Genomic DNA, 20,887 nt, shown 5'->3' with positions numbered 1-20,887 from the left:
TAAGTTGATTTTGTATCGATAAGTCAACTGAAATCATTTATCCTGAACACATGAAAAATGACGTGTCCCAGACTGACGCCCAACGGCTCGGCAGTGAAATTCGCGAAGTGCGTAAAGCGCGTGGACTGACCCTGCAGCACCTGTCCGAAGCGGTGTCATGTTCCAAAGCCTATCTCAGCAGGATTGAACTTGGCGCGGCCAAGGTATCAGAGGACCTGCTTGCAGAAATCAGCGATGCGCTGGCTGTTGACCCGGGTTGGTTCTTTCCCACACAGTCGGGAGAAGGTCCGCTGGAACGCAAGCACGTCGTGCGACGCGAAAACCGCAGGGCGCTGTCTGCGATGTATACGCGGTCAACAGATGAACTGGGCTTTGAGGACGAACTACTTTCCAGCACGTTGTCCGGCCAGTGTTACCTGATACTGTCGCGATTCCGTCCCGGCGCAGGACAACCGCCCGAGCCGCTGGAAGGTTATTCCTTTGAAGGCGAGCAACACGCCATCGTCCTAAGCGGTGAAGTTGAACTGCGTCTCGGGGACGAGACCATTTCTTTGCGTGAAGGAGATAGCTTCTCCTACCCGTCCATGATCGCGCACCGCTTTCGCAACAAGACACAAAAAGAAGCGACAATGGTCTGGGCGATGTCACCTATACGCATCACCTGGTGACGTTTGGTCTTATCAAAGACGATCCAAGAAAAGCTTTGCGTATGTAGCGGTCGCAAACGTTTTGGCTGCCGTTCGTCCCATCTGCTTGCATTCGACGGTGACCAAGGATTTAAGTTCGGACATTGCTGCCGTCCGCTCTGTCAATTCGAGCATCAGCGAGCTGCGTATTTAAGATTTTCTTGTTTGTTAAGACAGCAATGATCCCGCTGCGGGAAAAAAAAGCGGCGTAGATTTTATTGAAAGTGCTGACAACTATTCGGTCAGACGGACGGCCTTGTAAAGCTGCCGAAACCGCGTCAATCTTTCGAACAACGGCGCCAAATCTGCGGGCTCGAACCTGTCGGTTGATGGCGGTTGAACTGCAAGATCAGTTCTCTCCAAAGCGCCTACACCCAAAGCTGCCAGCCTTGCCGCACCATAAGCCGGACCGGAATCTGCCCCAGCTGACCGCACAATTGGCTTTCCGGTCACCGTCGCGATCAGCCTCAACAACAGATCTGATTTGCTGCCTCCTCCTATCGCTGCGAGCTCCGGCAAATCTTCGATTGTGCCTCCGAAACTCTGCGCCGCATCGGCAAAGCAGAAAGCAATCGCCTCTACCACGGAACGGCAGATGTCTGCGCGTGTTGTGGAATCCTCCAGTCCAAAGAAACAGGCTCGGATATGCGGGTCGCCATGAGGGCTGCGCTCACCCGTCAGATAAGGTAGAAAGACTGGAACTCGATCCCTGCTGGCCGTTTCAGCAAGCGCGACAACCTCGGCCGCGGACAGTTCCAACTGGCTGCCTATCCATGAAATCGGCCGTGCACCATTCAACATTGCTGCCATTTGATACCATCGGTCGGGCAGTGTGTGCGCAAAAGCATGCACATAACGTTCGGGGTTCGGCTTGTAGCTGTGATCTGCCACAAACAACTGGCCAGAAGTCCCCAGGGATATAAATCCGCGACCCGGTTCGGTGGCGCCCAAAGACACAGCGCCTGTTGCTGCGTCTCCGCCTCCGGCAACAACTGGAGTTCCAGGTTTCAAGCCGGTCTCAGTCGCGGCTTGCGCTGTCACAGTCCCAACGACACTGTGCCCATCGAACACCTGCGGCAGCCAATCCAATACTACATCTGTGGCTTCGGCGATACCTGCGTGCCAGCCACGCGACGCCTGATCGAGCCACATTGTACCGGCGGCATCGGACGTATCAGTTCCCAATTCGCCATGCAGCCGTAAACCGATGTAGTCCTTGGGCAGCAGGATGTGAGCTAGTTGGGCATAGTGCTTTGGCTCATGCTGTTTTAGCCATGTAATCTTGGGTGCGGTAAAGCCCGGCAAAGGGAGGACCCCAGCGATTTGACCAATCTCCGGCAAGGTCGTTCGCAGTTCATCGCACTCTCGCGCTGCCCGGCTGTCATTCCACAAGATGGCCGGGCGGATTGGGCGCAGGTCACGATTCAGCAATACGGCCCCGTGCATCTGACCTGACAACCCGATTGCCTTCACCTCTGACAGTTTGGTTTGCTTAGAAAGCTGGCCTAAGGCGTCGCGTGTCGCCTGCCACCAAAGATCTGGGTGCTGCTCTGACCAACCGGGTTTAGGAGAAGAGGTCTTTATACTCACCGAAGACGTTTCAAGAATTCGACTGGAATCCACGCAGACAAGCTTGACCGCTGACGTGCCGATATCGATCCCGAGATACATTCAAACCCCTTACCTGCACAAAAGTCCGGAACTTGTCTTGCTATTGATCTTTTTAGCGCGCGCAAAGAATATGTAAAAATAGGATAAGATCAAGGCGGCTGAGATCCGCAGGCAGACTGGCATGACCAAGATAAAGAATATGGAAGAATTCGCAGCCCTCAGCGGGATCTCGCGTCCCACTGTGTCTAAATACTTCCACGATCCAGACAGTGTTCGCCCATCGACGAGGGCTCGCATCGAAGAGGCGCTGGAGCGGTTTGACTACCGTCCTAACATCTATGCTGTGAACCAGAACCGTAAACTGACCAAGAATATTGGCATCGTCGTACCTTATCTGGCCGATCCCTTCTTTGCCGAAATCGCGCGTTATCTGGAACAAAGTTGCATCGCGGCGGGGTATCGCCCGTTTCTGTTTAGCTCTCACGGTGAACAAAAGCTGGAAAACGAAATCCTGGACGGCTTGCAATCTTTAAAGCCCGCGGGCGTTTTGTTGGCGCCATTGGGACGTATCTCAGACAAGTCCGCGATTGAGAAATTCTGCGCCACCGTGCCCACGGTTCTGTTTGACAGCAACCTCGACGGTTTGGGCGCCGCATTTATCGGGTCAGATAATTTCAGCTTTGTGTCTCAGACCGTGGAATACATGACCCGTACTGGCGAGCCGCCTTCGTTCTTCGAAATGCGGACACCTGCAAACCCCAATGCAAACAAACGGCGAAAAGCTTATATCGATGTGATGGAACGTCTGGGTTTTGAGCCGCATGTGATCAAAATCGAAGGTACAGGTTGGGCCTTTGAAGAGATTGGGCGGCTCGGCGCGCTCAAGGTGCTGGATGAACGCAAGTTGCGCACGGATTCAGTTCTGTGCAGCAATGACCGATTGGCCATCGGCTTTCTGGCAGCGTGCTTTGAACAGGGGATTCGCGTCGGGCGAAAAGACGATTGCGCTTTGCGTGTGGCTTCAAATGACGATCATCCCTTTGCAAAATTTACCTGCCCGTCACTGACTACCGCAGCGCACGATTATGATAATGTGGCGGCGCGAAGCGTCGAAACACTTTTCGAACTCATTGAAAACGGAGGGAAATTTGAAAATCGGACGGAGACTCTGTTCCCGGCTCGGTTGGTTTTAAGAGAATCCGCATAACACTACAAAATTAACGCGCGTAAAGTTTTTATTGACTGCGCGACAATTTGCGATCTAACCTCTCTGCACGACATCCAAGCTCAGGGAGGACAGGGATGTATCTGAAGCACGCACTTCATGCGGCGACTGCAATGACTTTCGTCGCAACGGCAGCGGCCCATGCGCAATCCATCACTATCGCGACTGTAAACAACGGCGATATGATCCGGATGCAGGGCTATACAGACAAATTTACCGAAGCGACTGGAATTGACGTCGAGTGGGTAACGCTGGAAGAGAACGTCTTGCGCCAGCGCGTCACCACCGACATCACCACCAAGGGCGGTCAGTTCGACATCATGACAATCGGGATGTACGAAACCCCGATCTGGGGTGCGAACGGCTGGCTGGTTCCGCTGGATGGTTTGTCCGAGGACTATGACGTTGGCGATATCCTGCCCGCAATGTCAGGCGGCCTGAGCCATGAAGGGAAGCTCTACGCGGCGCCGTTCTATGGCGAAAGCTCGATGATCATGTATCGCACCGACCTGATGGAAAAAGCAGGCATGGAAATGCCCGAAGCGCCAAGCTGGCAATTCATCAAAGAGGCCGCGGCGGCCATGACCGACCGTGACGCTGACATCAACGGTATCTGCCTGCGCGGCAAAGCCGGTTGGGGCGAAGGTGGCGCGTTCATCACAGCCATGTCCAACTCGTTTGGCGCGCGCTGGTTTGACGAAGACTGGAAGCCCCAGTTCGACCAGCCAGAATGGGCCGACACGCTGAATTTCTACGTTGAAATGATGTCGGAATCTGGTCCCGCAGGCTATGCCACAAACGGTTTCAACGAGAACTTGTCCCTGTTCCAGCAGGGCAAATGTGGCATGTGGATCGACGCGACCGTTGCGGCGTCATTTGTGACCAACCCCACAGACTCGACCGTAGCGGATAGCGTTGGTTTTGCACTGGCACCTGACACCGGATTGGGCAAGCGCTCCAACTGGCTTTGGGCTTGGGCATTGGCTATTCCGGCCGGCACACAGCAAGAAGACGCAGCCAAACAGTTCATCGAATGGGCAACGTCCAAAGACTACATTGAGCTGGTTGCCGAAAACGAAGGTTGGGCAAATGTTCCGCCGGGTGCGCGCACCTCTTTGTATGAGAACCCGGAATACCAGAAGGTTCCCTTTGCCAAGATGACGCTGGACTCGATCCTGTCCGCTGATCCGAACAACCCGACGGTCAAGCCGGTTCCATATGTAGGTATCCAGTTCGCTGCGATCCCGGAATTCGCAGGCATCGCGACCCAGGTCAGCCAAGAGTTCTCGGCGGTCTATGCCGGGCAGCAAACGGTCGAGGAAGCACTGGCCAAGGCACAGGCGTTTACCGCAGAAGAAATGGAAGCCGCAGGGTACTGAGGTCTTCTCCCCGCGGGCGGGCAGTAATCTGCCCCCCGCCTTACCCTTCCACAATTCGCGTTTTTCTCGCAGGCTGAGTTACGCCTGAACAGAGAGGGTTTGCGTTATGGCTACTCAACATTCCCGATCCGTTGCTCGCCTGATGATGGCACCTGCAGTGGTCCTGCTACTTGGCTGGATGCTCGTGCCGCTGACGATGACGCTATATTTTTCCTTCAAGAAGTACCTGCCTCTGCGGGGCGGTGATCTGGGCTGGGTCGGTTTAGACAACTATGTTCGATTTGTTTCATCCAGTTCATTCTGGCCGGCAGTTCAAGCAACACTTGTGATTGTCGGAGGGGTCCTTGTCATCACTGTTGTTCTGGGCATCCTTCTCGCGATGCTTTTGGATCAACCGATGTGGGGTCAAGGTGTTGTCCGCATTCTTGTAATCGCTCCATTCTTCGTCATGCCCACCGTGTCCGCCTTGGTCTGGAAGAACATGTTCATGGACCCGGTCAACGGCCTGCTGGCGCATCTGTGGCGCTTTTTCGGGGCCGAGCCAGTCTCATGGCTGTCCGAAGCATCCATGACCTCGATCATCATGATCGTCTCGTGGCAGTGGCTGCCCTTTGCGACGCTGATCTTACTGACCGCTATCCAATCTCTGGACAGCGAACAGCTGGAAGCGGCCGAAATGGACGGCGCACCGGTTTTGAAGCGCTTCTACCACATCATTCTGCCGCATCTGAGCCGCGCGATCACCATCGTGATCCTGATCCAGACAATCTTCCTGTTGTCGATCTTCGCCGAGATCTTCGTGACCACCGGCGGCGCATTCGGCACCCGTACACTCACCTACCTGATCTTCCAGCGTGTATTGGAGAGCCAGAATGTTGGTCTCGGATCAGCCGGAGGTGTCTACGCAATCATCTTAGCCAACATCGTTGCGATCTTCCTGATGCGCATTGTCGGCAAGAACCTGGACGCGTGAGGAGGTAAGATAATGGCCCGCACCGTCACAACCCGCCGCAAATCGCTCAATACCGCCTTGGCCTGGGCCGTTGGTCTGCTGATCTTTTTCCCGATCCTCTGGACCATCCTGACCAGCTTTAAGACCGAGGCGCAGGCGATCGCCAGCCCACCGCTGTTTTTGAACTTCAACTGGACGTTGGAAAACTACGCCATCGTGCAGGAACGCTCGGACTATATGCGGTTCTTGTGGAATTCGGTCATTATCGCCGGAGGCTCGACTGTTCTGGGTGTCATCATCGCGGTGCCCGCCGCATGGGCAATGGCCTTTGTGCCGTCCAAGCGCACCAAGGACATTCTGCTGTGGATGCTGTCCACCAAGATGTTGCCTGCAGTTGGCGTTCTCTACCCGATCTACCTGCTATTCATTCGGCTGGGCCTGCTGGATACGCGCGGAGGGCTGGTCGTTGTCCTGATGCTGATCAACCTGCCGATCATTGTCTGGATGCTTTACACCTATTTCCGTGAAATCCCCGGCGAAATTCTGGAAGCCGCGCGGATGGACGGGGCGACGTTGAAAGAGGAAATCCTCTATGTGCTGACCCCCATGGCCATCCCCGGCATCGCCTCGACCGTTTTGCTGAACTTCATCCTGGCCTGGAACGAGGCATTCTGGACCCTCAACCTTACTGCCGTCGACGCGGCCCCGCTGACGGCCTTCATCGCCAGCTATTCCAGCCCCGAAGGCCTGTTCTTTGCCAAGCTTAGCGCAGCTTCGACAATGGCAATCGCACCAATCCTGATCCTTGGCTGGTTCAGCCAGAAACAACTTGTCCGCGGCCTGACCTTCGGCGCTGTGAAATAAGGAACACGACACATGGGACGTATTCAACTCAAGTCCGTGACCAAAAGCTTCGGCGATGTGCAGGTCATTCCGCCCCTGGACCTGACCATCGAAGATGGCGAGTTCACCGTCTTCGTCGGCCCCTCAGGCTGCGGTAAATCCACCCTTTTGCGTCTGATCGCTGGGTTGGAGGATATCACCTCGGGCTCTATCGACATTGACGGCGCGGACGCCACCGATGTCCCGCCCGCGAAACGAGGGCTGGCGATGGTGTTCCAGTCCTATGCTCTGTATCCCCATATGACCGTGCGCAAGAACATCGCCTTTCCCCTTCGTATGGCGAAACTGGATCAGGCCGAGATCGACAAGCGCGTCGAAGGCGCCGCCAGCGTCCTGAACCTGACCGACTATCTGGACCGCCGTCCAGGACAACTATCGGGCGGCCAACGCCAGCGGGTTGCGATCGGGCGCGCGATCGTGCGCGAACCGGCGGCATTTCTGTTCGACGAGCCTCTTTCCAACCTCGACGCGGCACTGCGCGTTGGCATGCGGCTGGAGATCAGCGAATTACACGAACGCCTCGCCACCACCATGATCTACGTAACCCACGATCAGGTCGAAGCCATGACCATGGCCGACAAGATCGTCGTCCTTCAGGCCGGGGTAATCGAGCAGGTCGGCAGCCCGCTAGAGCTGTATCGGACACCGCGCAACCTGTTTGTTGCGGGTTTCATTGGCTCCCCAAGAATGAACTTTATCGAGGGCGACGAGGCCGCAAAACACGGCGCTCAGACCATCGGAATACGGCCTGAACATATCACAGTCTCAGAAACCGAAGGGGACTGGTCCGGGGTGGTGAGCGTTTCCGAACATCTAGGCTCGGATACATTTTTCCATGTCCACGAGACCGGGCTGGCTGACACAATCACTGTCCGCGCTGATGGCGAGGTCGGTTTCCGTCACGGCGACCGCATTCACCTGACACCACGCGCCGATGTGATACACCGGTTTGATGCGAAAGGCTTGCGGATCGAATGACACGTCTGGCTGGCAAAACCGCCCTGATTACTGGGGCCGCGCGCGGCATAGGGCTGGCCTTTGCGAAAGCCTATGTTGCGGAGGGAGCCCGTGTCGCCATAGCCGATATCGACATCCAGCGTGCGCAGCAAGCCGCGACTGAGATTGGTACTGCGGCTTTGGCCGTGGAAATGGACGTCACAAACCAGCCGAGTATCGACGACGCCATCACCTGCACCGCAGCTCAATTCGGCCAGATCGATATTTTGATCAACAACGCAGCAATCTTCACCGCCGCCCCGATTGTTGAGATTGAGCGCGCCGACTACCAACGTGTCTTCGACATCAACGTCGCCGGCGCCTTGTTCACCATGCAGGCTGTCGCGTGCCATATGATCGAGCATGGCACCAAGGGCCGTATCATCAACATGGCGTCACAAGCAGGGCGGCGGGGTGAGCCTCTGGTCGCCGTTTATTGCGCCAGCAAGGCGGCGATCATTTCCCTGACTCAATCTGCAGGGCTGAACCTGATCGCACATGGGATAAATGTGAACGCCATATCTCCGGGTGTGGTGGATGGCGAGCACTGGGACGGGGTAGATGCGTTCTTCGCAAAACATGAAGGAAAACCCCCCGGACAGAAGAAATTAGAAGTGGCCGCAGAAGTTCCCTACGGCCGCATGGGCCGGGCCGAAGACCTGACGGGGATGGCGGTGTTTCTCGCCTCGGACGAGGCAAAATACATCGTTGCACAAACCTACAATGTCGATGGCGGAAATTGGATGAGCTGATGAGCCCTGTGACACACGCAACCCCACCGATCCAACTGCGGCGAGACAAGCTTGCAGAGCTGCCATCTACCGTTGGAACTCCTAGCTATCAGCATTCGGACTTGACGCCCGGTATCGTTCATATCGGCCTTGGTAATTTCCACCGTGCCCATCAGGCTTGGTACATTCATCAGCTCATGCAGCAAGGCAAGGCCCGCGATTGGGCCATCATCGGAGCAGGAGTACGCGGTTATGACGCCGAAATGCGCCAGAGGCTGCTAGCGCAGGGCTACCTGACCACACTGATTGAGCTAGACCCCAAAGGCGTATCGGCGGAAGTCATAGGCCCGATGATCGACTATCTGCCGATTGAGGCAGGAAACGCTGCACTGGTCCGCGGGATGGCTGATCCGTCTATCCGCATTGTATCTTTAACTGTGACTGAGGGCGGCTATTTTCCGGATGCCAACACCGGCGCTTTCGACACGGATCACGATGATATTCTCCACGATGCGGCAAACCCAAATCACCCCCGCACCGCTTTCGGCGCCATTGTCGCAGCGCTCGGGATACGTCGTGCAAATGGCTTGACCCCATTCACCGCGCTGAGCTGTGATAACCTTCAGGGCAATGGCACTATCCTTCGAAACTGTATCGTGGGGTTGGCGCGCCTGTCGGACCCTGATCTAGCCGATTGGATCGACCGGAACGGCGCGTTTCCCAATTCGATGGTAGACTGCATCGTGCCAGCGACTACAGATCAAGTGATTTCTCAATGCCACGCGCTTGGTGTTGACGACCACGCCCCAGTTTCACATGAGAACTTTCGCCAATGGGTCATCGAAGATGACTTTTGTGCAGGGCGTCCACCTTTTGAACAGGTTGGGGTCACACTGACCAAGGATGTTCACGGATATGAGGCACAGAAGCTACGCATATTGAACGGAGGCCACCAACTGCTTGCGAATGTTGGCGAGATACTAAATGTCCCGACGATTTCAGCCTGCATGCAAGACCCCGACATACTTGCGTTTTTTAAAAAGGTTCAAATCGAAGAAATTCTACCCCATGTCGACGCTGTTCCTGGAACGACCCCGCAAGACTACCTTGGGCTGGTTGAACGTCGATTTGAAAACACGGCAATTCACGACACAACGCGTCGGGTCGCGTTCGACGGATCGGCGCGTCACCCTGGGTTCGTGCTGCCGTCGATACGCGATGCAATTGCTTCAGGCGCTTCCATAAACGGACTGGCTCTAGCTGAAGCTTTATGGTGCAGGATGTGCGCTGGGATTCGCGAGGATGGCTCAGAAATCGCCGCCAATGATCCTGTTTGGGAAGATCTGAGAAAAACTGCGCTAGCAGCCAAAACTAATCCCGGACTTTGGCTTGCGCAGGACCTGTATTGCGGGGAATTCGGCGATGACTCACAGTTTACCGTAGCCTTTGACCATTGGTTAGACGGGATTTGGAAAAATGGGAGCAGAGCGGCCCTAGCTGAATATTCTTCTCATAGCTCTTCTTCGAACTAGCTTCCCGCAATTCCAATCAAGCAGCTGAGCGAACACCGGTTCTAGCCAAGTAAAACAGCGTCAATTTTTGAGACAGTACCTAACAAACGATGCAGCTACAGTGATTTTCAGCTTCGCGCTCAGCCTTAAGTTTAGACATGTCTGCTTCAGGTCGAGGCCAGTCATCAGCAACCATTGAGCCAACGGCAATCCTAAGACAGGACATCACCGGTGCGGGGTTGCGACCAGCGGTTTCAACAATTTTCATGCCGCCATCGATGATCACTTTGATCAACGCCGGATAGTCCGGCGCGTTGACGGTTGGCAGGAAGGTGACGTTCACGGCGACTGGTTTATCGGAAATGTCCTTGCATTGCGCGATCTCATGGGCGAGGTCGGCGGGCGTCTTTTGCGCCAGCCCCGTGATGGTGCCCAAACCACCTGCATTTGAAACGGCGGTCACCAGTCTCGCAATTCCTGCTCAGTGCGTTCCGCTTTGAATAATTGGATGCTCAATTCCAAACATTTCAGTGATTGCTGTCTTCATCATGATCAGGACGAAAATTTTTGGAGATAGGCCAGGGATCTTTCAATCTCTTCCTTCATTGGTAGTCTGGACGCAGGAGAATTCGATGTTTGTCCGGCTTGAAAAGATCAATCCCGAAAAACGGCAGCGGCGGTTCTACGTGATGCGCGTCGCACAAACCCTATTCGGTGAGTGGTGTCTGATCCGCGAATGGGGGAGGATTGGGGCAGCCGGAGGGCAACGGATGGTCGACTACGCGGCGTCAAAAGAGGATGCGAAGGCAGCCCTTGGCAAGCTCGCGGACCAGAAATACCGCTGTGGTTATAGGGCACGCTCGGAGTGAATAATAAGTGGCGCCCGGTCAGTTTGGCGCTACCGATTTTGCGAACTTTTTGGAAGTATTTTGACGCCTCGCAAAATAGAGCAACCGGGCTTGGTTATAGCCTTCGCGCTTGCTCGAGGTCGTCGTGCTCAAATGCCCCGGAGAGAAATTCGATCTCTCGCGCGGGTGTGTTGTGCTGGTGTGCAACGACTTGCCATGCTGAGACAGCCTGTCCAACTTCAGAGGTGATCTGTCGTGCATCCTTCGTAGAGAGGCCGAATTCTTCTGCGACGCTCAGTGCGAGATTGATGTCACAGGTCCCCTCATCGAAATCGATGTTGGTCTGTAGGACGCGGGGCTTTTCCAAGGGTGATGTTGGATTGATGTCAAAGGCAGGTGAAAGGTGCCAGCCGCCTTGGCCGTCCCAGAGAAACCCGTGGTTGCGCAGGTGGTCATCGACGTTGCTGACAAGAATTGTGAAGATGAGACGTCGAAATAGTTCAGCCCGGTCCTCTCGTGCATTTGAGCCGTGCGTTGTTATGGCGTCGACAATTTCGAGATAGCTACCGTGATCCCCATCTTGGTGCTGGGTCATGCTCATTGCGGAGGTGTAGGGCACGCGCTGGCCATCCTCATTCCGATCATAGCGGTGACTGAGAAAGACAGGGACGCTGTTGACGTTCTCAAGGCTGTGCGATGCCATGTTGATGCCGGCCTGCCGCGCAAGCGTCGCCGCGATGGCTTCCCATCTCTCAACCGAGTATTCGTCGTCCTGTTTTGGGAATTTAGCGATCGACAGGTGCCCATTCACGTCATGGACAGAGCATTTGGGTCGTGCGCCGCCCAGAGAGGCGCCGGGAGCAAAGATCATTTGGATGTCTTCGTCGGTTTCTTCGCCAGCCTCGATACGGCGCGTGACGTCAAGCAGGTCGCCAAGGGCGATGTGACCGGGAACGCCGGTATTGGTGGAGGCTTGGAATTCTTCCTGTCCGGCCCACCGCATGCGGAGTGCGCCGATGCGACTGACGTCAGAGACGCCCATCACATAGTCGGTCTCAAACAGGGTGCGCGCCGCGCGCTGCTCCTGATTTGCCAATCGGCGCTCTCTGCGCTGCATGAGGCGACGACCCCATCGATCCGGGGATGTGTCCCCGATGACCGGGAACATGTCCATTCCAGCAGACGGAGGGAAAATGCCTCCCGTTAGAGGAAGGGCCTGGTCGATGGGAAAATTGTCGTTTCGCGCCAGCCATGTGGCGTCATACTCGAAGAGGACACGTTCGGTCCCGCGTGCGGGCGCGCAGCGTAAGAGGCCAACGGCACGGATCTCGCCCCCATAGTCGAGAAAGATTTCAACCTCGCGTGTCACTTCAAGCTCCGGTCTTCTTGCTGGAGGACAGATGAACGCGTTTCGGCAGGCGCTCAAGGGAGGTGGCGGAGCCCGTGGGGTCGTTCTGGGAATCTGCGATGCCGGCAAGCCCGTCCAAAAGACCAAGGGCCTGAAGCACAGCTGCATAAATGCCGATGGAGACGCCGGGATCGCCTTTTTCAACCTTGACCATGGTAGGCTTGGAAATGCCTGCACGCTCTGCGATGATACCCGCAGGCAAGCCGCGACGGAGCCGGGCATCCTTGATGTCCAGACCGAGCTTTCTAACGGTGCGTTTGGCTGCCGGAGGCGGCAGGAATCTGGCAGGCAAAGTAAACATCCTTTAACTGTATTGCAGGATAAGATAAGCGTAAGCTTACCTTAAAGCAACTTCCAATTAGGGAAGTGGGTCCTATACAACCCCTTGGTGTAGGTTCGGGCACAACTTTGCATTTTGGCAAAACTTTGGACGCCGGCGCGAACGCTTGGAGAACCAGGACCATGGCAAAGCTCAGATTTGTAGAAGCGGTAGGCGCAGCACTGGCGGGTCGGGGCGGATTCTGTTGAAGAACTCGCCGCAAATGATGGTGGGTTCGTCATCCGAGCATCTGCGCGGGTTGTTTGGGCCGGAAGCTGGTCCGGTCGATGCTCAGATGGGCTAAACTGACGCCTCAGATCATGCCGTGGCCTCTGCTTGGACAGTCTTGGGCCTGAGCTTGGCGAGTTTTCTGAGGTTCTGTGCGATAGCTGCGAGTAGGAACTCGTCTTTGGCCCCGTTCGGTCCGCGTAGTCGCAACCTGGTCAGATTCAGGATGCGCTTCAGATGCGCGAAGAGCATCTCCACTTTCTTCCGTTTGTCGCGGCTGACCTTGTAGGCCTTCGTCTTCCGGCTGGAGCGTGCGAAGTCCCGCGCGTCCTCGTGCTCTTCCCGACTGATTGATCGGCAGGTCGCATTGGGGCAGCACTTCTCCTTCGATGGGCAACCCTGACAATCTGACTTGAGGGCCCGATACTTCCGGGTGCCGCGGATGTTCTTACCGCGATTAGGTTCGGAGTAGTTCCGGCGGAACTGTTTCAGTGCGAAGCCTTCTGGGCAAATGTACTGATCATTGGCCTCATCATATTCAAACTCAAAGCGCGTCCATGCCCCATCTTGGCTCTGTTGCGAAGTTTCTGACTAAACGAAGAGTTGACACCGAACCCGCTGCCTATGCCGCCAGTTCTGCAAATTGACGAAACGGACAGATTCCGGGCGTGAGTTGACCTTTGCGGATCATGTGCGCCACTTCAATTCCATCCAACGTTGCCGCTGCTGATGCGAAGGCTTTGAACCCCAGCATCGGGCGAGTTCGTCTTTTGATGAAACGGTGGTCCTGTTCCACAATGTTGTTCAAGTATTTCCGCCGGACCATTTCAATTTGGACTGGGCAACCAAAGCCTTTCAACATCTTGTTTATGGCCTTGATGCCGGCTGTGTTGGCTCCGCTCTTGTCGATGACAATCTTTCTTGGAAGGCCGTTGACCTCCAGTGCCCGGGCAAAGAATTTGGTGGCGGCGGGTTTGTTTCGACGCTGCGAAAGCATGAAATCAAGCGTCTTACCGTGCTTGTCGACAGCTCGGTAGAGGTATACCCACGCCCCTTTCACCTTGATGTAGGTCTCGTCCACTCTCCAAGAACGATCGCAAGATTTTTTGCGGCGACGCGCGGCCTCGGCAATCGCGCTAGAGTATCTCTTCACCCAGCGGTTCAGTGTAGTGTGGTCCACCGAAACACCGCGCTCACCCATGATTTCCTCCAGGTCACGGTATGAAACACCATATCGAACGTAGAAGAATACTGCGAATAGGATCACATCTTTCGGATACTGTGCACCCTTGAAAGAAATCATGAACTGACTTTCGGCTGAATTACACCGGCCGCTATTCACTCTCTGCGTTCTTGAGCGTCAATGGCAAAAAGTTTGCAACAGATCCCTCAGCAAACGGGTATCGCCGACATGCCTGGTGACCTTCGAACGCAACCGGTACAGCGTGCCGGCCAGCTTTGCCAACCAGCGTATCAGCCTGCATGTCCACCCCGAACGTCTGGTCATCGTGGCTGAGGGTCAAACCGTTTGTTCACATGAGCGGATCATAGAGCGGTCACACCGTAAGCCTGGCAGAGTGGTCTGCGATTGCGAAACCCGCGACAGGCCGCCCTGCCGTTCGCGGGCGCTTTGGGTGGCATGGTGGTGCCGGTCGCGCTCTATATTTTGTTGTTGTCCGGGCAGCCCGGGGCGCACGGCTGGGGAACCGTGATGGCAACCGATACGGCGTTCGTGATTGGGTGCCTGGCGCTTTTCGGAAGCCGGATGCCGTCCACCTTGCGTCTGTTCCTTCCTTCTCTTGCCATTTTTGACGATGTCGGCGCAATTCTCGTGGTCGCCTTCGGCTACGGGGAAGCGTTGAACTGGTCGGCGCTCGGTTAAGGTCTGCTGGGAATTTGTATCGTCGCAAGCGCCTCGCGTCTCGGGATCAGAAGTGTCCCGGTTTATTTCCTTCTCGGAGCGGCAGTCTGGCTATGCATCGACGCCTCCGGCGTTCACGCGACCATCGCAGGGGTCATTCTGGGCCTTATGACGCCGACGCGCATATGGGTATTGTCGGCCTGGTGTTAGGAAAAGCGCCACAAGCACCGCAGAACAAGACCGGGTACCCTAGAATGGGAAGAATACCGGGATCACCCCGACCACGGCTGCGCCGACGATAAGATTCATCGGAACGCCGATCCTCAGGAAGTCGGAAAACCTGTAGTTCCCTGCGCCATATACCAACGTGTTGGTCTGATAGCCGACCGGAGTGGCGAAACTTGCGCTAGCGCCAAACATCACAGCGACGACGAACGGCTTTGCGTCGACACCGAGCTGTTCCGCAACACCGATCGCGAGAGGTGTAACGACGACGGCTACGGCGTTGTTGGTAACCGCCTCGGTGAGCGCCGAAGACAGTATGTAGATCGCAGCGAGCGTGACAATTAGGGGCAACTCTACGAGAGTCGGCATCAATGTCTCCACGATCAGGTTGACAGCTCCTGCATTCTGGATACCACTGCCGACGATTAGCATGGAAAAGATCAGCACAAGGACGCTGGCGTCGATGGACGCCCAGGCCTCGCCACTGTCGATGCACCGGAGCACGAGGATGGCAGCGACCGCGACAAGTGCGAGCACGCTGATCTCGGCGAGCCCGGCAGCGGCGAGCGCCACAACCGCGAAAAGCGCGAACAGAGCCAGCGGCGCTTTCCCGCGGCGGAAGGCGCGCCCCCCGGCATCCGTGATCGCGGCAAGATCGCCCGCCTCGGTCATTCGGGCAAAGCCTTCAGGCGTACCTTCCAGAAGCAGCGTATCGGCGGGGCGCAAAAGCGCCGTCGACAGGTCGGGTCCAAGCACTTCCCCATGCCGGTGGGCGCCAAGAACACGCATGCCGTATCGGTGCCCCATGGCAAGCTGGGCAATGCGCACGCCGCGGCTTCGGCGTGAAAGCGTCACGATAGCTTCGGCGACGATCAGCTCCGAGGTGTTTTCGGCCGCTGGCCCCTGGCGCAACCCGACTTCGATCCCTTCAATTTTCCTGAGGGTGAGCAGTTCTGATGTCGCAACCTTGGCAATGATCCTGTCGCCCGGTTCGAGTATGTGTTCACCCAAACCCTGTCTCTTGACTCCAGAACGCGCACGGATGCCGACGATTTCAATACCTCTTCGGCTGAGGGTGGCGATTTCTTGAATCGGTCGACCAATATTCGTGTAGTCCTCTTGCGGGCGTACCTCGGTCAAAAAAGTCGCTTCATCGTCGCCGCCCTGTTCCGCAATATCCTTTCGGTCCGGCAGCAGGACAGGTCCCAGCAGGAGGAGCGCAACACCGCCTGTGGCCGCGGCCACCAGACCGACGGGTGTGATCTCGAAAATTGAAAACGGCTCCAAGCCAGACGCCTGGGAAACGCCGTCCACCAGAAGGTTGGTCGACGTGCCGATCAGAGTACACGTCCCGCCCAGGACGGACATGTAGGATAGCGGAATCAACAGGCGTGTCGCAGCAAAGCCCAGGCTCTGCGCCAAACGAATGGCCACCGGTATGAGGACGATGACGACCGGCGTGTTGTTAATCAGACCCGAGGCGACGAGTGTCGCGATGAGAAACGCCGCTATACCGGCGACCGGGCGCTTGCTCCCTGCGGCGACAACCTTGTTCGCAAGTGCGTCGAGAAGCCCGGTTCGGACCAGCGCGCCGCTGATCACGAACATCGCGGCGATCGTTATGGGTGCAGGGTTCGAAAACGCGGCCAAAACTTCATTCGTGGGGACAAACCCCAAGACGACAAACAGCGCGGCGGCCCCCGCAGCGGTTACGTCCGGTTCGAAGCGCTCGGAAAGAAATGCTGCGAACAGAAGGACGACAACTGCGAGCGCAAGATAGGGTTCATAGTCGGCGATGAGATCAATCAGTCCGCCCTCCTTCATTCATACCTTTACCGCTGACGATATGGCGGTCGCAGCATCCACCTTCCTGATTAGAGCGACAACTGAAAAATCAGCCCAATTGTCCCGACAATACTGGCTCAGAAAGAAACCCAACTGGCACAGACGTGGCCGTCCGTGGAGCGACAAATGTCCTATTTGGGTGCCCCCAGTTTCCTATCCAACGCGCCAATTCACTGACCAGTGGCAATATTTCGCAAGGCTCAGGCGGGAAGTGCCCGGGCCTCTGCAAACGATAGCAATCTGCGGCTTTTCTCATCCCAAAGGTGGAGTCGCGCGCAGCGGAAGCTTTCCCAAAGCGTAATGCGTCTGGTCTGCGCCAGGGCGTCGTGATCCTTAACTACGTCGTGCAAACGGTAAAAGGGGATGCGGCTGGCCAGATGATGCACATGGTGTACTCCGATGTTCCCGGTGATCCAGCGCAGGATGCCAGGCAGAGCGTAGTGCGAACTGCCGTGAAGGGACGCGTCCCGGATGTTCCAGTCTTCCTCGTGCCGCCAGCTGGTTTTCTCAAACTGATGCTGCATGTAGAAAAACCACATGCCGGCTATTGCGGCCAGAAGCATCGTCGGCAGGAAGACGAACAGCAGTACTTCCCACCCGCCCAGCAAGACAATCACTGTCAGAGTGAGGCCTATGGCAGCGTTTGTCGCCATCGCACTCAACCAGTAGCGCCAGCCGGACCGCATCAGATGGACGGGCAGCCGGTTGTGCAGAAAGAACGTGTAAAACGGCACCACCCCGAACAGGAAAACCGGATGGCGTAACAGGCGGTAAAGCGTACGGCCGGGCCATCCCTTCCCGCGGTACTCCCTGACTGTCAGCACCGGCAGGTCTCCGATGCCCCGCCGGTCCAGGTTTCCGCTCGTGGCGTGGTGGATCGCGTGGGTCTTGCGCCAGACGTCATAGGGCGTCAGCGTGATAACGCCGATCACGCGACCGATCCAATCGCACAGACGCCGGTCGCGGAACAGGGAACCATGTCCGCAGTCGTGCTGGATTATGAACAGCCGGAGCAGGAAGGCTGCATTCGCCAACGCGAGAGCCAGTGCCAACACGGTGCTGATCGAGAGCACCCACCAGGCAACCGCCCATATTGCCACGAAAGGCACGAGCGTGACCGTCAGTTCGAAAATGCTGCGGGAGGGGATTGGCTGCCGGTACTTCATCAGGGTTCGTGTCCAGTCTGATGCGGTCAGCTGCGCCTCTTCCTGTCTCGGACCGGTTACACCGGAGGGGTATCCCGCGCCGGGTGCCCCACCCGTGACGGGCAAGGGACCTGGCTGGACCCGCGCTTGCCGCGCGGTCGAGGCAGATCCGGCTTTCAACATGTCAGTTTGGACGCTGCCGTCTTGGTGGCATGTGCCAACTGGCATGTCTTGATGACCGGGCTGTTGGCCCTGTGCCTTGTACGAGTTGGACGAAAACGGCATAGGCAATGTCCAACCCGGTGCAATTGAGCATGTCATCCCGGCGGCCTCCGAACGGAGTTCCCGCCAGCAATGATCCGGTTGATCAGAGCCGCCGCGGCCAGGTGCGCCTCTATCTCGTTGTCAGTGCCAGCCGCGTTCTCATGTGTCTTTGCCGCATCGCGCAGGATACCCACGATCTCGTGTTCAGGCAGGACTTTGTTATCGTTCATAGCCAGCAGCAGTGCTTCGCAGATCGAGAGGGCGGCCACTCCCGGGAAGTCCTTCTCGCTAAGCATTTTGTGGTTTCCTTCCAGGTAACGCTTAGAGTTACGCGCGACCGGGCGGCCTCGCTTTTCACCAGCATCTTCGCAGAAAAAAGGCTAAGCTGGGCTAACCGAAAGCAGTCTCTGCACGATTGCGTCTGGAGCTTTTCCGGCTTGAGAGGCCCTTATGACGGATATCTTAGAAAGCCCGCTGACACGGAAGCTGCAAGTCTTCGTCGCCTTGTCTGACGACGAATTGGACGTTTTGAAGCGTTTGCATCTGCGCCGCCGGTCCTTCACGGCGGGGCGTGATCTCGTGCATCAGGGGCAGTCTGATCAGGCCGCTTACATTCTGGCCGCCGGCTGGGTTTGTTCCTACAAGCTTCAGCCGGACGGAACCCGCCAGATTGTGGACTTCCAGATACCAGGGGACTTTCTTGGATTGCGCAGCGTGCTGTTGCGCACCTCCGACCACAGTTTCGAGCCGGTCACGGACATTCAGGCGGTGGAGGTTCTGGCGGACGACCTTCTGGATGCATTCACGAAAACCCCTCGCCTGGCGGCAGCCTTTCTTTGGGCAGCATCACGGGACGAAGCCATGGTGGTCGAGCATCTCGTTGGAGTTGGTCGGCGGTCCGCGGATGCGCGCATGGCGCATTTTCTTCTGGAACTGGGGGCAAGGCTGAAGTTGGTCGGAATGGGGAGCAAGGAAGGGTACGCCTGCCCATTGACACAGTATCATCTTGCTGATGCACTCGGCCTAAGTGCTGTCCATGTGAACCGTGTTTTGCGGAAGCTTCGCGAAAGCGGTCTGCTGACCTTTCAGGACGGCCGCGTGACGTTCGACAATTATGACGGATTGGTGGGCTTTTCGGGTTTCGATCCGGCATATCTGGATCAGACCGACCCACTTCTGAAATGAAGAAGGCCGCCCTTCGCTAAACTTGGGCGGCCTGATTTTCTTCTAAGACGAGATAAGTCAGTAATAAGACGAGATCAGTCAGATAATCTCTTCTGCAGCCGCGTCGAGTTCCCGGTTCGTCTCGTCGTAGTTCTTCGCCGCGTGCGCTTTCTCGGCAGCCTGGTAGTGTTCCAGCGCCCGATCCTTTCTGGGACCGGCAGGCGCTTTGTCACAAGCTGCTTTGACCGAGGTCATCTTCTCGGTGACATTGGTTTGTTCAGGCGTCATTAGAATGTCCTTTCCTGGACATTCCGAGAATAGGAGACGCTGGGCAGTGCAGCCCGTTTCAAGAACCGCACGCTTCACGCGCTTCTATTTTGCTCGGAAATGAGTGCCGCCGGAGATTCGGCAGGCACGAAGCCATGTACTCATCTTCTCCGCTCCGTTGCACTGACGCAGGTTAGCCTGGGACACTCGAAAGTTGTACTGTCCGCTTGGGCATCGGCTGTAGTGGTCAAGTTCTGGTCCTGAATCCAGACCCCAGGGGCCGGTTCACATGTCAATAAGTTCGTTAGAGGTTTCGCCCCAAGGTGAAGATTTATCCTGCTGGAGTCAGGTGGTGGGGGTTTGCTGATGTGACAGCCGCAGCCACCGACCGTTGTCCAGAAAATATGTGGACGCGCAGAGCGCCTCATAGATTGGTGAACCCGACTTTTCAGCGAATACGCGATAGGCGAGCACGGCAATGGCTCCTTGCCTGATTTGGCTACGGTCTTTCATTTCCACGGTTCGCCAGCCCGTGTTTTTCTTCATATGCTCCAGGATCTGTCCGCCCTGAAGGATGCCTGGCGGATAGGGAAGTATCATCACTGCATTTGTTGCAGTCACCGTGCGAGCGCTGTCCGCGCCGCTGGTCCAGTGTCGCGCCTCCAGATCCCAGAGGATCGCATTGTCCAGACCGGGCGTGCCGCCCTGCCTGCGGTCGCCGTCCTGTGCTTTGCCCAAGGTCATTGGCCCGTTCCCGGAGTGCCAGCGAGTATTAATTGCACAATCAGAAAGAAGATCGTCAGTACCGCCCATATCAATCCAGGAAAATTTGCCGGCCGGTTTTCCACACCACCAGAATCAGCCCTCAAACGCTTACGTCGTTTGGGAAGAAGACGGGTCAGTTCCCGCGCGAGCGTTCCGCTATCCTGTTTGAGTTCGGGCACGTCACGGAATTGCGACAACAGCATCTCCAGTCGCGAACCAGCGGCCTTTTCCTCCAAAGCGGCAAGCGCGGCTGCCTCTTCCCAAGGTTCGAGTTTTAGCCTTGCAAGGGCCGAAAGTACCGTAACAGCATTGCCTTTCCGGTCTTCACCAACGAAGGCCTGCAAAAAACGATCGAACTCAGGGCTATGCGGGTAAAGAATGCCACCTGCGGGCATCACCGTTTCCTCCTTTTCAATGTTTTCGGATCTTGGGAGCGAACGTGCCGAATGACCGGGGCCTCCTCTGGCAGGATCAAAATGTTTCGGATTGTTTTGATCATACCCGCATCGCCTGGAGCATGCGCTGACGCAGATCAGCCGGTGTCCAAACCTCTG

The 20,887-nt window shown here is 56.5% G+C and carries 21 protein-coding genes and 3 pseudogenes; 12 read left to right on the top strand and 12 right to left on the bottom strand.

Annotated elements, in window-relative coordinates:
* The first annotated feature begins 62 nt into the window (after positions 1-62).
* Positions 63-668: a helix-turn-helix domain-containing protein gene (locus ABWV79_RS11715; RefSeq protein WP_353392097.1), complete on the top strand. Its 606-nt coding sequence runs from the start codon at positions 63-65 to the stop codon at positions 666-668.
* Positions 669-920: 252 nt separating this feature from the next.
* Here the strand turns inward: ABWV79_RS11715 and xylB are convergent, their stop codons facing one another.
* The gene (xylB, locus tag ABWV79_RS11710) at positions 921-2,357 is read right to left on the bottom strand and encodes a xylulokinase (RefSeq protein ID WP_353392095.1); all 1,437 of its coding nucleotides are present in this window, start codon (positions 2,355-2,357) and stop codon (positions 921-923) included.
* Between the two features lie 121 nt (positions 2,358-2,478).
* Here xylB and ABWV79_RS11705 point away from each other — a divergent pair, with 121 nt between their 5' ends.
* The 7 genes from ABWV79_RS11705 to ABWV79_RS11675 all read left to right on the top strand — a co-directional run bounded on the left by ABWV79_RS11705 (position 2,479) and on the right by ABWV79_RS11675 (position 10,015).
* Entirely contained in the window at positions 2,479-3,504 is a 1,026-nt protein-coding gene (locus ABWV79_RS11705) for a LacI family DNA-binding transcriptional regulator (RefSeq protein WP_353392093.1), read from the top strand.
* Positions 3,505-3,599: 95 nt separating this feature from the next.
* Positions 3,600-4,901: an ABC transporter substrate-binding protein gene (locus ABWV79_RS11700; protein WP_353392091.1), complete on the top strand. Its 1,302-nt coding sequence runs from the start codon at positions 3,600-3,602 to the stop codon at positions 4,899-4,901.
* Between the two features lie 106 nt (positions 4,902-5,007).
* Entirely contained in the window at positions 5,008-5,874 is an 867-nt protein-coding gene (locus ABWV79_RS11695; RefSeq protein WP_170356288.1) for a carbohydrate ABC transporter permease, read from the top strand.
* Between the two features lie 12 nt (positions 5,875-5,886).
* Positions 5,887-6,717 (top strand): carbohydrate ABC transporter permease, encoded by an 831-nt coding sequence (locus ABWV79_RS11690; RefSeq protein ID WP_170356287.1) that lies wholly within the window; start codon positions 5,887-5,889, stop codon positions 6,715-6,717.
* A gap of 12 nt (positions 6,718-6,729) precedes the next feature.
* Positions 6,730-7,734 carry an ABC transporter ATP-binding protein gene (locus ABWV79_RS11685; RefSeq protein ID WP_353392089.1) on the top strand — a complete coding sequence of 335 codons (1,005 nt, stop codon included), beginning with the start codon at positions 6,730-6,732 and terminating at the stop codon, positions 7,732-7,734.
* The gene (locus ABWV79_RS11680; RefSeq protein ID WP_353392087.1) at positions 7,731-8,504 is read left to right on the top strand and encodes an L-iditol 2-dehydrogenase; all 774 of its coding nucleotides are present in this window, start codon (positions 7,731-7,733) and stop codon (positions 8,502-8,504) included. Before ABWV79_RS11685 ends, ABWV79_RS11680 begins: the two co-directional genes overlap by 4 nt.
* Positions 8,504-10,015, top strand: coding sequence for a mannitol dehydrogenase family protein (locus ABWV79_RS11675; protein ID WP_353392086.1), 1,512 nt, complete (start codon positions 8,504-8,506; stop codon positions 10,013-10,015). The genes ABWV79_RS11680 and ABWV79_RS11675 overlap by 1 nt, the downstream gene beginning before the upstream one ends.
* Positions 10,016-10,094: 79 nt before the next feature.
* Here the strand turns inward: ABWV79_RS11675 and ABWV79_RS11670 are convergent, their stop codons facing one another.
* Entirely contained in the window at positions 10,095-10,457 is a 363-nt protein-coding gene (locus tag ABWV79_RS11670) for a nitronate monooxygenase (RefSeq protein WP_353392084.1), read from the bottom strand.
* Between the two features lie 169 nt (positions 10,458-10,626).
* Here ABWV79_RS11670 and ABWV79_RS11665 point away from each other — a divergent pair, with 169 nt between their 5' ends.
* Positions 10,627-10,863 carry a WGR domain-containing protein gene (locus ABWV79_RS11665; RefSeq protein WP_353392082.1) on the top strand — a complete coding sequence of 79 codons (237 nt, stop codon included), beginning with the start codon at positions 10,627-10,629 and terminating at the stop codon, positions 10,861-10,863.
* A gap of 94 nt (positions 10,864-10,957) precedes the next feature.
* Here the strand turns inward: ABWV79_RS11665 and ABWV79_RS11660 are convergent, their stop codons facing one another.
* From ABWV79_RS11660 to ABWV79_RS11645, 4 genes and pseudogenes are all read right to left on the bottom strand, one after another.
* Positions 10,958-12,211 (bottom strand): type II toxin-antitoxin system HipA family toxin, encoded by a 1,254-nt coding sequence (locus tag ABWV79_RS11660; RefSeq protein ID WP_353392080.1) that lies wholly within the window; start codon positions 12,209-12,211, stop codon positions 10,958-10,960.
* 1 nt (position 12,212) lies between these two features.
* Positions 12,213-12,542 carry a helix-turn-helix domain-containing protein gene (locus ABWV79_RS11655; RefSeq protein ID WP_353392078.1) on the bottom strand — a complete coding sequence of 110 codons (330 nt, stop codon included), beginning with the start codon at positions 12,540-12,542 and terminating at the stop codon, positions 12,213-12,215.
* A 345-nt stretch (positions 12,543-12,887) separates the two neighbouring features.
* Positions 12,888-13,364: pseudogene (locus ABWV79_RS11650) on the bottom strand (transposase); the annotation flags it as partial.
* A gap of 55 nt (positions 13,365-13,419) precedes the next feature.
* Positions 13,420-14,100 carry an IS6 family transposase gene (locus ABWV79_RS11645; RefSeq protein WP_353392075.1) on the bottom strand — a complete coding sequence of 227 codons (681 nt, stop codon included), beginning with the start codon at positions 14,098-14,100 and terminating at the stop codon, positions 13,420-13,422.
* An 88-nt stretch (positions 14,101-14,188) separates the two neighbouring features.
* On the opposite strand from ABWV79_RS11645, the pseudogene ABWV79_RS11640 reads away from it, so the two are divergent.
* Both ABWV79_RS11640 and ABWV79_RS11635 read left to right on the top strand, forming a co-directional pair.
* Positions 14,189-14,386 (top strand): annotated as a pseudogene (locus ABWV79_RS11640) (Mu transposase domain-containing protein); the annotation flags it as partial.
* A 50-nt stretch (positions 14,387-14,436) separates the two neighbouring features.
* Positions 14,437-14,868, top strand: a pseudogene (locus tag ABWV79_RS11635) (Na+/H+ antiporter NhaA).
* 39 nt (positions 14,869-14,907) lie between these two features.
* Here ABWV79_RS11635 and ABWV79_RS11630 read toward each other — a convergent pair.
* The 3 genes from ABWV79_RS11630 to ABWV79_RS11620 all read right to left on the bottom strand — a co-directional run bounded on the left by ABWV79_RS11630 (position 14,908) and on the right by ABWV79_RS11620 (position 18,433).
* Positions 14,908-16,707 carry an SLC13 family permease gene (locus ABWV79_RS11630; protein WP_353392074.1) on the bottom strand — a complete coding sequence of 600 codons (1,800 nt, stop codon included), beginning with the start codon at positions 16,705-16,707 and terminating at the stop codon, positions 14,908-14,910.
* Positions 16,708-16,928: 221 nt separating this feature from the next.
* Positions 16,929-18,194, bottom strand: a complete 1,266-nt coding sequence (locus ABWV79_RS11625; protein WP_353392072.1) for a fatty acid desaturase — start codon at positions 18,192-18,194, stop codon at positions 16,929-16,931.
* Positions 18,191-18,433, bottom strand: coding sequence for a hypothetical protein (locus tag ABWV79_RS11620; protein WP_353392070.1), 243 nt, complete (start codon positions 18,431-18,433; stop codon positions 18,191-18,193). Before ABWV79_RS11620 ends, ABWV79_RS11625 begins: the two co-directional genes overlap by 4 nt.
* A 154-nt stretch (positions 18,434-18,587) precedes the next feature.
* Between ABWV79_RS11620 and ABWV79_RS11615 the strand changes: the two genes are divergently transcribed.
* The gene (locus ABWV79_RS11615; protein WP_353392069.1) at positions 18,588-19,322 is read left to right on the top strand and encodes a Crp/Fnr family transcriptional regulator; all 735 of its coding nucleotides are present in this window, start codon (positions 18,588-18,590) and stop codon (positions 19,320-19,322) included.
* A gap of 78 nt (positions 19,323-19,400) precedes the next feature.
* Here ABWV79_RS11615 and ABWV79_RS11610 read toward each other — a convergent pair whose 3' ends face one another.
* From ABWV79_RS11610 to ABWV79_RS11600, 3 genes are all read right to left on the bottom strand, one after another.
* Positions 19,401-19,589 carry a hypothetical protein gene (locus ABWV79_RS11610; RefSeq protein WP_010442277.1) on the bottom strand — a complete coding sequence of 63 codons (189 nt, stop codon included), beginning with the start codon at positions 19,587-19,589 and terminating at the stop codon, positions 19,401-19,403.
* A gap of 324 nt (positions 19,590-19,913) precedes the next feature.
* Positions 19,914-20,312, bottom strand: coding sequence for a hypothetical protein (locus ABWV79_RS11605; RefSeq protein WP_299900798.1), 399 nt, complete (start codon positions 20,310-20,312; stop codon positions 19,914-19,916).
* Complete coding sequence (locus tag ABWV79_RS11600; protein WP_010442279.1) at positions 20,309-20,728, bottom strand: hypothetical protein; 420 nt, start codon at positions 20,726-20,728, stop codon at positions 20,309-20,311. The genes ABWV79_RS11605 and ABWV79_RS11600 overlap by 4 nt, the downstream gene beginning before the upstream one ends.
* Positions 20,729-20,887: the final 159 nt, after the last annotated feature.

This window comes from Ruegeria sp. HU-ET01832 (assembly GCF_040371315.1).
GTDB classification, from domain to species: Bacteria; Pseudomonadota; Alphaproteobacteria; order Rhodobacterales; family Rhodobacteraceae; genus Ruegeria; species Ruegeria lacuscaerulensis_A.
The sequence above is the reverse complement of the archived record's forward strand: the minus strand, read 5'-3'. Positions and strand labels throughout refer to the sequence as shown.

Bases quoted from the DNA above. Each gene is read 5' to 3' on its own strand.
- xylB (WP_353392095.1), bottom strand. From the start codon at position 2,357: ATGTATCTCGGGATCGATATCGGCACGTCAGCGGTCAAGCTTGTCTGC.
- ABWV79_RS11705 (WP_353392093.1), top strand. From the start codon at position 2,479: ATGACCAAGATAAAGAATATGGAAGAATTCGCAGCCCTCAGCGGGATC.
- ABWV79_RS11700 (WP_353392091.1), top strand. From the start codon at position 3,600: ATGTATCTGAAGCACGCACTTCATGCGGCGACTGCAATGACTTTCGTC.
- ABWV79_RS11695 (WP_170356288.1), top strand. From the start codon at position 5,008: ATGGCTACTCAACATTCCCGATCCGTTGCTCGCCTGATGATGGCACCT.
- ABWV79_RS11690 (WP_170356287.1), top strand. From the start codon at position 5,887: ATGGCCCGCACCGTCACAACCCGCCGCAAATCGCTCAATACCGCCTTG.
- ABWV79_RS11685 (WP_353392089.1), top strand. From the start codon at position 6,730: ATGGGACGTATTCAACTCAAGTCCGTGACCAAAAGCTTCGGCGATGTG.
- ABWV79_RS11680 (WP_353392087.1), top strand. From the start codon at position 7,731: ATGACACGTCTGGCTGGCAAAACCGCCCTGATTACTGGGGCCGCGCGC.
- ABWV79_RS11675 (WP_353392086.1), top strand. From the start codon at position 8,504: ATGAGCCCTGTGACACACGCAACCCCACCGATCCAACTGCGGCGAGAC.
- ABWV79_RS11665 (WP_353392082.1), top strand. From the start codon at position 10,627: ATGTTTGTCCGGCTTGAAAAGATCAATCCCGAAAAACGGCAGCGGCGG.
- ABWV79_RS11645 (WP_353392075.1), bottom strand. From the start codon at position 14,100: ATGATTTCTTTCAAGGGTGCACAGTATCCGAAAGATGTGATCCTATTC.
- ABWV79_RS11630 (WP_353392074.1), bottom strand. From the start codon at position 16,707: ATGAAGGAGGGCGGACTGATTGATCTCATCGCCGACTATGAACCCTAT.
- ABWV79_RS11625 (WP_353392072.1), bottom strand. From the start codon at position 18,194: ATGACATGCTCAATTGCACCGGGTTGGACATTGCCTATGCCGTTTTCG.
- ABWV79_RS11620 (WP_353392070.1), bottom strand. From the start codon at position 18,433: ATGCTTAGCGAGAAGGACTTCCCGGGAGTGGCCGCCCTCTCGATCTGC.
- ABWV79_RS11615 (WP_353392069.1), top strand. From the start codon at position 18,588: ATGACGGATATCTTAGAAAGCCCGCTGACACGGAAGCTGCAAGTCTTC.
- ABWV79_RS11610 (WP_010442277.1), bottom strand. From the start codon at position 19,589: ATGACGCCTGAACAAACCAATGTCACCGAGAAGATGACCTCGGTCAAA.
- ABWV79_RS11605 (WP_299900798.1), bottom strand. From the start codon at position 20,312: ATGACCTTGGGCAAAGCACAGGACGGCGACCGCAGGCAGGGCGGCACG.
- ABWV79_RS11600 (WP_010442279.1), bottom strand. From the start codon at position 20,728: ATGCCCGCAGGTGGCATTCTTTACCCGCATAGCCCTGAGTTCGATCGT.